Below are 8,333 nucleotides of genomic sequence, written 5' to 3'. Positions count from 1 at the left end.
GGCCTGGATCGGTCAGCGGATCGATATGATGGAAAAGCTGATCACGGAGGGACGAGTATGACCCATAGCCAAACACCCCCGACGCGGGCGGAGGGTGCATGATGCGCGCCGCCCAGTTTTTCGGTACTGTCGTTGGCGACGTTAGTTGGTTGTTTTTCGGCGGATTGACCATAGGAGACCAGGATGCCGGTTGAGGAAACAAAGTACGCGCCCTGGGAATATGTCGTCCGCACATTCGATCGCCATTCCGATGACGAGCTGACATCGCTCCTGGATGCGGAGGGTGAGCAGGAATGGGAGCTGGTATCGTTTGATTTTCAGATGGGGCGAGCTGTCTTCAAGAGGCCGAAAAGGATCTCGGAACATGAGTGAGAGCGAGTCCAACTATATCAATATTGGGAGCGGCCATTTTGTCGTTCGCACCCAGTCTGGCTTCAAACAGGCCTACAAAGCCTGGCTCCGGATCCGTCAGGAGGAATACGCCTCCTATGAGTTCGCTCGCGAAGCGTCGTTCCCTGAGGCGTTTCCATCGGTGGTAAGTTTCTCACTCTTCTACGAGGGCATCGATCGGGTTTGGGTAAAGCACGAACACGTCAACGCGTTTCGCGCTCGCATGGCTGATTTGATGCGTCGATTGGATGACGCGGATCCACCGTCCGCCCTCCCGCCCGCCTAGGCGGGCATGATGGCGACGATCGTTGATAGGTATGTTGATGACAGTTGGAGGCGGGTTCGGGCGCCAAACCGCACGCGGCCCCAACAGGGTTATCAGGAGTGATAATCTTGCATTATCAGGCAAAGCAGCAGAGGGGCTCGATGGCCGATGCTTGAGACGTATTCAAGGGATAAGGCGGACAGCGACTTGCAGAATCAGACGACTCAGCCCTTACCTGTAAGGATGACACAGCATGCTGACCGCAATAGCAGAGACGTTGCCGCGCACAGAGCGCGCCAGGCCGCCGCAGGGCGCATGCCCGTGACGACATATATGCCGGTCGATCTCGTTCAGATGATCGACCGGATCAAGGAAGAGCGGGGCGTTTCATCGCGTGCCCCGCTGATCGAAGAAGCGGTGAGGTTCTATATCGAAAACACAAGGGCATAAAATAAAACCCCCGCGGTTGGCGCCGCAGGGGTTTTGGGAATTCCAGATCGCTATGTGAAGCCATCAAGCAGCTTCAACATAGTTCAGTCCTGACCGACCTGCAAGAGTCTGCGACTCGCGGGAACGCAGATTTTTTGTCTGGAGTCCATGCCCTCCCCTGACAAGGAGACGGACGGACCATGTTCAAGCAAATTGGGGCCGCGCTGGCGTTTGCGCCGGCGAAGGGTAGACGCGCGCGCAATCCTGTACATCGCAATTCGCGGCTTGCCGGCCGGTGCGAAGGCACCTTCTGGCGGCGCACGACACGTCAGGACGCAAGGCGTATCGTTCTGGCAGCCAGGCGCTATGAGATCGCCAACAAGCAGAAGGGTTGCCGCAACGGTCCGCTCGGAATGGTCGGCATCGAGGTGCTGGAGCTTCTGACCAACCTGGTTGATTTCAAGACCGGCCGACTGGAGCCGTCAATCGATACCATCATGAGCAAGTTGTGCCGATCACGCGACGCGGTGGTCCGGGCATTGAAGGCACTGCGCACGCATGGCTTTCTGGATTGGATCAGACGCTATGTCCCGACCGAGGCCGAGGGCGAGCGCGGCCCTCAGGTCAGGCAGGTGACCAACGCCTATCGCCTGTCGCTTCCGGCCCGCGCACTGGCCTTTCTTGGTCGCTATGGCGCACGCCCTGCCCCATCCGACGATCTTCTGCAGGCTGAGGACGAACGCAAGGTCGAACTGGCCGAGTTCGAGAAACAGTCCATGGTGACGTCGGACCAACTCGGTTTGTTCGCGGATAGCGACAATCCAGTCTTGAGGTCTCTCGCTCGAATGCGATCAAAGATGTTGTTGTTACGTGAATCCGCCGACCGGACTGAAACCAGATCTGATTCTAATACTAAGAAGGAATAAGAAGCGGAGGCCGCCTGTCGGACCGCTAACGCGGCCCTGCGGCCGTTCCGTCCCGCGTAAGTGCGGTCCGGGGTCGCCAGCCACTGCGAAAATGAATGATGACTATCGGACGTTGCTGGCCTCACATGGGCTCTTGAAAGAGAGCCTACGGAAATCCGGTGCCGCTTGCCAAAATAACGCATTTGCGTCAATGTTGACGCGCATTAACGCTGACGCATTAACGTTAACCATGTAGCATTTTAACGCGGCATAAAGCATTATCATCCATGATGACGCTTCATCGTTCTCCAACAGAAGGGGTTCCCGCATGCCAGTTATCGCAGTCGCCAACCCAAAGGGCGGGGCCGGCAAATCCACCACCACGCTGGTCCTCGCCACCACGCTTGCCCGCCAGGGCGCCTCTGTCACCATCCTAGACTGCGATCGAAACCAGCCGATCGCAGGATGGAGGGCAGGGGGGTCGAAAAATCCCGTCGTCGTCGATAGCGCGATCGACGAAACCAGCTTCTCGGAAAAGCTCGACATTCATCGCCGCCAGCAGCAATTCGTGTTTGTTGACCTTGAAGGCACGGCAAGCCGGCTCATGTCGCGCGCGCTGTTCCGGGCACATCTCGCCATCATCCCAATTCAGGCAAGCCCCACAGATGCCGAGCTTGCGGCCAAGGCCATCCACCTGATCAAGGACGAGGGCCAGTCCTTCGACAAGGATATCCCCTATCGCATCCTGTTCACGCGGACATCGCAGACCATCCCCACAAAGCTTGAAAGAGCGATCCTGTCCCAGCTGCAGGCGGGAGACATTTCGCATTTCAAGAGCCACCTGAATGAGCGCGCCGCCTTCAAAAGCATGTTTTTTCACCAGCTCGATCTGGATGAAATGGACCCAGCCCAGGTGAATGGACTTCCGCAGGCGCGCGAAAATGCATTGCGCCTGACCGAAGAGCTTATCGACCTGGTCGTGAAGAAGGATGTCGCAGCATGACTGGAAAGAACCTCGGCTTTGGAGATCGCCTCTCCGCAATCAAGCCTGACACCGAGACGGAAGCCACAGTCCCAGATCACAGGATCGATGAGGTGGCCGAACGGCACGGCTTCGTGACGCGTGAGCCCGTGCAGAAGATTGTGCGGCGCAAGGAAGCAGAGCCGTCTGCCAACCTGAACATCCGCCCGCCGATCTCGACCTACAATCGCTTCGTTACATGGGCGATGGAGAACCGCCTCAGCTATCCCGAGGCTCTAAAGCTGCTGATGGACAAGGCCGGCGTCTAAATTCTATTGACGCATGTGCGTTAACGCACATTGACGCTAGTGCGTCATTAACCCTAGATAAAACCTTTGGTTTAAGTATCCGAATTTTGCGTCTACAAATGCGAGCGCGTCGCCGGGGTGCAACCCGACGACGCGCCCTAACCAGCCCAACCTTTATGAGAGGTCACGATGGCTAACGCACTTGTAGGCGCTTCACCAGAACGCTTCAATTCCCAACTCATTCTTCCCCCATCTCAAGAGAACTTCGCTGTTCCCGGAGAACCCACATTCGCCGAAGCCGCACGCCACTATCTGAAAGGAGGAGGGGAGGCTCGATACCTCTTCCCGATCATAGCCTATTTTGGAGAGACACCGCTCAAGTCTATCTATCCGGCTCATCTCAGGGCGATGGCGGAAGCGCTGTACCCAAACCACAAAGGAGTGACCAAGAACCGCCAAGCGCTGACGCCGGCGCGTGCCGTCATCCTGCATGGCTACGAACACGGATGGTGTAACCGCATCTCGATCCGCACTTTTAAAACCGAGAAGCCCAAGCGCAAAAAGCCGGCATCAGCAATATGGCTTCATAGCTTTATGCGCCAATGCCAGAAGGATGATCTGCCCCATGTCGCCGCGATCGTCATGTTCATGGCGACAACAGGAGCCCGTATCTCCGAAGCTGTGAACCTTCGCTGGGACCAGGTTGACCTCACCAGTCGCACAGCGCTTTTGCTTAAGACGAAAACATCGACCAATTCGCAGCGCTACCTCACGGACGATACCGCTTCGCGGATGCGAGAACTACAAGCCAACTTGCCGGATGTCCTGGCTGAGCTTCGTGGCGCCCTGAGCGCTCCGGATGTCAAGCCTAAAACCCGACGCTGGCTCGCGAGGGAGATCGACAGGCACGACAGGGTCTTTCGGTTCACATCGAGGCACAGCGTGAATGAACGGATCAATGCCGTCTGCGCACGCGCCGATATTCCCGCCAAGCCACCCCATACCTGCGGCCGCCACACATACGCCAACTGGGCAATCGAGATGGGCCTCGACATCACCACGGCCATGAAGGGCGGCGGCTGGGAAAGCACAAGCGTCTTTCTGGAGATCTATGTCCGCCCGCGGGAGAACTCCGGCCGCATCGTAGCCGACCGGTTCAACCTGCACGATTTCACTGCGCTGTAGCTTCGAGGCGTCGGGCCAAAAACAAAAAAGCCGCCCTCTCGCGAAGGCGGCTTTCATTTAATCCAGCGGCAAATTGGCCGGCAAGTTTTCCTCTCGGTCGAAAATCAGCACCTCGCCCACATCTTTGCCGGAACCCCCACGCACTGTGTAGCTCAACCCGACCTTCGCCATCGGATAGCGCCCGAAGGCCTCGCGGACTCCAGCGCAGTCGTTCAGCGAGATGATGAACCGGCCTTGGATCCCGGCGAGCCGTTCCGCCATCACGGCGAACTGCTCTCGCGAGAAGGCTTCCTTTCCATAGTCGCCCTCGTTCCCGTAATACGGCGGGTCCATATAGAACAGCGTGTTCGGCCGATCGTACCGACCGATGAAATCTGCCCAGTCGAGGTTCTCGATGACCACGCCGGCGAGACGCTCATGCACTTCCTCGAGGACAGCGCCCAGCCGGTTGATGTTGAACCGGGCGGGGCCTGTCGCATCGACGCCAAAGGATCGGCCGACGATCTTGCCGCCGAATGCCAGGCGCTGGAGATAGAGGAACCGCGCCGCCCGCTCCAGGTCGGTCAAGGTAGTGGGATCGGTTGCCGCCAGCCGCTCGAATTCGCGCCGGGAGGTCAGCTGAAACTTCATCACCTCCATCAGCTGCGGATAGTGGCGCTGCAGGATCCGGAACAAGGTTGCCACATCGCCGGAGCGATCGTTGATCACCTCGGTCCGGGGGATGAGCGAGCGCCGGAAAAACACGCCGCCCATGCCGACGAATGGTTCGGCATAGAGGGCATGCGGGATTTGCTCGAGCAGCGATGCAATGCGCTGGGCGAGCTGTTTCTTGCCGCCAAGATAAGCGGCGGGCGGGGACACGGGCCGAACGGCCGTGAACTGAAAAAAGTCTTCCATTGTGTCTGATCACGATTTCTGCCACACAACCCACGCCTGCGCAGGCCTCGGGTGTGGCGATGATCCCCAATGATTGCCAGGCGGGACGCGATGCCACTCAAGACCCGCCGTTGCAGCCGTAAGGCTGCGGCCACCCGCAGTAGGTAGCCATGCCGGGAAGAGCTCCCCGGCAATGAGTAGGACAGCGTAAAATGACCCGAGCGCTATCGCTGGATTGTCACGGTGTAAGGCGGCGGATTTATCGGTATGGATACCGACTGACCCTGATCGAGCCGCATAGCCTCCGCACGCCAGGACATCGGCTCCAGCGGCCTTTTGTTCCACCAGTCGTGATCGTGGGTGTATAGCCCTGCAAGGAGGCAAACTCCGAGACACAGAGCAGATATGGCCCTCCAGAACATGGACGCGACCACGAGCGCCATGGCGAAGGACCAGACAACCAGCAGGCGCGGCACGAAGAAATAGCGATCATCCATGCTTGGCCAATCAAAGTGCATAGACATGCCGGGCGCAAACTTCGTCCATGTGGATGCGAGGCTCGCGGCGAATACGAAGGCAAAGCACCACCAGTACCAGCGTATTTCCTTGATCGATAGCAACAGGAACAGGATAGCGATCACCGCAGCGACAAGCATCAGTTCACCAGGCGTTTCCGATCGCCAACCATGGGTGAGCGTCCCGAATACCCGATCTATCAGCGTCAGGGCTAGATGCAGCGCGTGCTTTTCACCTTCGAATGCAGCGTAGTGATGCAACACCATATAAAATTGCAAGGCGGCAGCGCCGCAAATGATGCTCGCAATCAGGATCGAGAACGGATCGCGAAAACGCCAAGCGCGCGCTACCGCTACAGGCCCGATGAAAACGGAGAAAGGTCCGGAGAGGGACGCAGCGAAGGTAAAGACCACTTGATTGGCTCGATTGAGACGGCCGGAAGGACTTGGCGAACAAGCAACGGCAGTCAAGGCGGCCGCACAGATCCACTGCACGTTGGTGATGGTAGCCAGCACCTCCCCAGTATGCGGCACCATGAGCATCACAGCGGCGAGGAACGGGGCACCCGGCAACCTGCTCGCGGCCACGACGAGGACTGCCCAGACGGATACCGCAAAGGCCGCCCAAACGTAAATGGCTGGCGCCGATGCGGAAGGAAACAGTGATGCCGCCTCAGCTGTGAAACGCGGCATGAAGTGCAAGTAGCCAGCAAACGGCAGCGCGATCGTCGTTCCGTCGGTGATAAAGGCATCCTTGAAAAAGACTGCCCCATCCTCTGCCCAGAATTGCGCGTTATGGAGATGGCCAGAGGTACGAGAATAGAGGACACCGGCCCCGAAAACTGCAGCCGCCCAAACAGCGGCAATTCTTCGAACAGTCATTAAATCAACCACTTAACTCGGCCAAAGAAATTCTCATTCTTTCCAAGAAAGACTTGATTATGCCGGTTTGCAAGGAAAAGTTGACCTTGTGCGACTTTGTCTGTCAAAAAAGTGAGTTCGTTGCATATTGAGAAAGGATTGGCGGAGCGACCAGCACGAGGTTAGCCAACCACTCCAAGACAGCCGGAACTCCGTGACCTCGTCCGCTGCCTAACCACAAGTTTATATGCGCCAGAATAGCCAGTCAAACCAGTCCGCCTGACGCAGCCCCCCACAGACGTGACTCGGGAACTTTGCAACGCCTACGCCGCAACCTCCGCGCAAGATGAATCGGTCCACCATGCGTGCCATGGGAAGACCGCCGCTCTATATGCAGAGGACAAGCCTCAACCTCGATCCCGGCGATCTCGCACGGACGGCCGAGATCGTCGGCGAGAAAGGCATATCCAAGTTCGTCCGCGACGCTATGCGCGAGAAGCTCGCCCGCCTGGCACCGACGCCGGCCGAAACCAGTGGCGACATTTTCGAGCATGACGGCGGGCACGAACCCCGCCTGTCGGCCGCTGGCACCGACGCCCTCATGTCGGTCATCGCCAAGAAGGGCTTTGACCAGGTCATGGCCTCGCTCGGCTACACCGATCACCGGGCTTTCCTGCACATGCTGCTCGGTCATTCCGAGCTGCCCAACGAGGTGGTTACCGCCGTTGCGCAGCTCGTGATCCATCGGCGCGCCGGCACGTAGCCTAAGCAGCGACCGACTTTTCCTTGATGACCAGGTAGCGGGTCGAGGTCAGGTAGACGCTCGAGCTGGTCATAGCCGTGGGGTAGTCGAGGTTTTCGACGAAGGCGAGCTTGTCTTCTGCACCTTCCTGCCCCTTGTCCCACACCTCGACAACGACCTTGTAGTCGGAGGTGTCGGCATTCTCAACGCGTACATGTTTCGTCATGTCGTCATTTCCAAGCGGCCATGGATGATCGCCCGACGATGCGGCCGGCATACAACGTCGGGATTTTGGTTAACGCGCAGGGTTATAAACTGCGCACTGATATGACCCGAGCGCTTTGAGTCGTATTCGACGCAACCTACGCGCAAGCCGAATCCCTGCAGCATGCACGCATGGGAAGACCACCACTCCACATGCACCGGATCAGCCTTCACCTTGATCGAGCGGATGTCGATCGAGCCGCCGCGATCGTGGGGCCGAAAGGCCTGTCCAAATTCGTGCGGGATACGATGAGGCAGCAGCTCGCCCGCCTGGCGCCAACGCAGGCCGAAACCAGCGGCGACATCTTCGAGCACGACGGCGGGCACGAGCCCCGCCTATCGGCCGCTGGCACCGAGGCCCTGATGCAGGTCATCAGCAAGCGCGGCTTCGACCAGGTCATGACCTCGCTCGGCTACACCGATCACCGCGCCTTTTTACACATGCTGCTGGGTCATTCCGAATTGCCCAACGCAGTGGTGACCACCGTCGCGCAACTCGTGATCCACCGGCGCGCCGGGCTATAAACGACGCACTGATGATGTGAGGGCGTTGGGGATATACTCTCTGGCCAAGTACGCGTGCTGATCGTAGATTGCGCCGCTGGCTCCCTTTTGAGGTAGGCGTTAGGATG

At 58.4% G+C, this 8,333-nt stretch carries 12 protein-coding genes; 9 read left to right on the top strand and 3 right to left on the bottom strand.

Features of this window, described 5'->3' with window-relative positions; translation table 11 throughout:
* The first annotated feature begins 183 nt into the window (after positions 1-183).
* From B9A97_RS28880 to B9A97_RS28850, 7 genes are all read left to right on the top strand, one after another.
* Entirely contained in the window at positions 184-372 is a 189-nt protein-coding gene (locus tag B9A97_RS28880) for a hypothetical protein (protein WP_084369286.1), read from the top strand.
* Positions 365-676, top strand: a complete 312-nt coding sequence (locus B9A97_RS28875) for a hypothetical protein (RefSeq protein ID WP_084369285.1) — start codon at positions 365-367, stop codon at positions 674-676. The genes B9A97_RS28880 and B9A97_RS28875 overlap by 8 nt, the downstream gene beginning before the upstream one ends.
* A gap of 294 nt (positions 677-970) precedes the next feature.
* On the top strand, positions 971-1,105 hold the full coding sequence (locus B9A97_RS28870) for a ribbon-helix-helix domain-containing protein (RefSeq protein ID WP_244564404.1): 135 nt from the start codon (positions 971-973) through the stop codon (positions 1,103-1,105).
* A 179-nt stretch (positions 1,106-1,284) separates the two neighbouring features.
* Positions 1,285-2,010 carry a helix-turn-helix domain-containing protein gene (locus tag B9A97_RS28865; RefSeq protein ID WP_084369283.1) on the top strand — a complete coding sequence of 242 codons (726 nt, stop codon included), beginning with the start codon at positions 1,285-1,287 and terminating at the stop codon, positions 2,008-2,010.
* Positions 2,011-2,317: 307 nt separating this feature from the next.
* Positions 2,318-2,992: a ParA family protein gene (locus B9A97_RS28860; protein WP_084369282.1), complete on the top strand. Its 675-nt coding sequence runs from the start codon at positions 2,318-2,320 to the stop codon at positions 2,990-2,992.
* Positions 2,989-3,279, top strand: coding sequence for a hypothetical protein (locus B9A97_RS28855; protein WP_084369281.1), 291 nt, complete (start codon positions 2,989-2,991; stop codon positions 3,277-3,279). The genes B9A97_RS28860 and B9A97_RS28855 overlap by 4 nt, the downstream gene beginning before the upstream one ends.
* 168 nt (positions 3,280-3,447) lie before the next feature.
* A complete protein-coding gene (locus tag B9A97_RS28850; RefSeq protein ID WP_084369280.1) occupies positions 3,448-4,443 on the top strand; it encodes a tyrosine-type recombinase/integrase in 996 nt (331 codons plus the stop codon).
* 57 nt (positions 4,444-4,500) lie between these two features.
* On the opposite strand, the gene B9A97_RS28845 is transcribed toward B9A97_RS28850, so the two are convergent.
* Entirely contained in the window at positions 4,501-5,340 is an 840-nt protein-coding gene (locus B9A97_RS28845) for a DNA adenine methylase (protein ID WP_084369279.1), read from the bottom strand.
* A gap of 203 nt (positions 5,341-5,543) precedes the next feature.
* Positions 5,544-6,716, bottom strand: coding sequence for a hypothetical protein (locus B9A97_RS28840; RefSeq protein WP_084369278.1), 1,173 nt, complete (start codon positions 6,714-6,716; stop codon positions 5,544-5,546).
* Between the two features lie 340 nt (positions 6,717-7,056).
* On the opposite strand from B9A97_RS28840, the gene B9A97_RS28835 reads away from it, so the two are divergent.
* Positions 7,057-7,458 carry a hypothetical protein gene (locus B9A97_RS28835; protein WP_143530771.1) on the top strand — a complete coding sequence of 134 codons (402 nt, stop codon included), beginning with the start codon at positions 7,057-7,059 and terminating at the stop codon, positions 7,456-7,458.
* A 1-nt stretch (position 7,459) separates the two neighbouring features.
* Here the strand turns inward: B9A97_RS28835 and B9A97_RS28830 are convergent, their stop codons facing one another.
* Positions 7,460-7,663 carry a hypothetical protein gene (locus tag B9A97_RS28830; protein ID WP_084369276.1) on the bottom strand — a complete coding sequence of 68 codons (204 nt, stop codon included), beginning with the start codon at positions 7,661-7,663 and terminating at the stop codon, positions 7,460-7,462.
* 191 nt (positions 7,664-7,854) lie between these two features.
* Here B9A97_RS28830 and B9A97_RS28825 point away from each other — a divergent pair, with 191 nt between their 5' ends.
* Complete coding sequence (locus B9A97_RS28825; RefSeq protein ID WP_084369275.1) at positions 7,855-8,226, top strand: hypothetical protein; 372 nt, start codon at positions 7,855-7,857, stop codon at positions 8,224-8,226.
* The last annotated feature ends 107 nt before the right edge of the window (positions 8,227-8,333 follow it).

It is taken from the genome of Rhizobium sp. RU36D (assembly GCF_900176345.1).
Taxonomy (GTDB): Bacteria; Pseudomonadota; Alphaproteobacteria; order Rhizobiales; family Rhizobiaceae; genus Allorhizobium.
The sequence above is the reverse complement of the archived record's forward strand: the minus strand, read 5'-3'. Positions and strand labels throughout refer to the sequence as shown.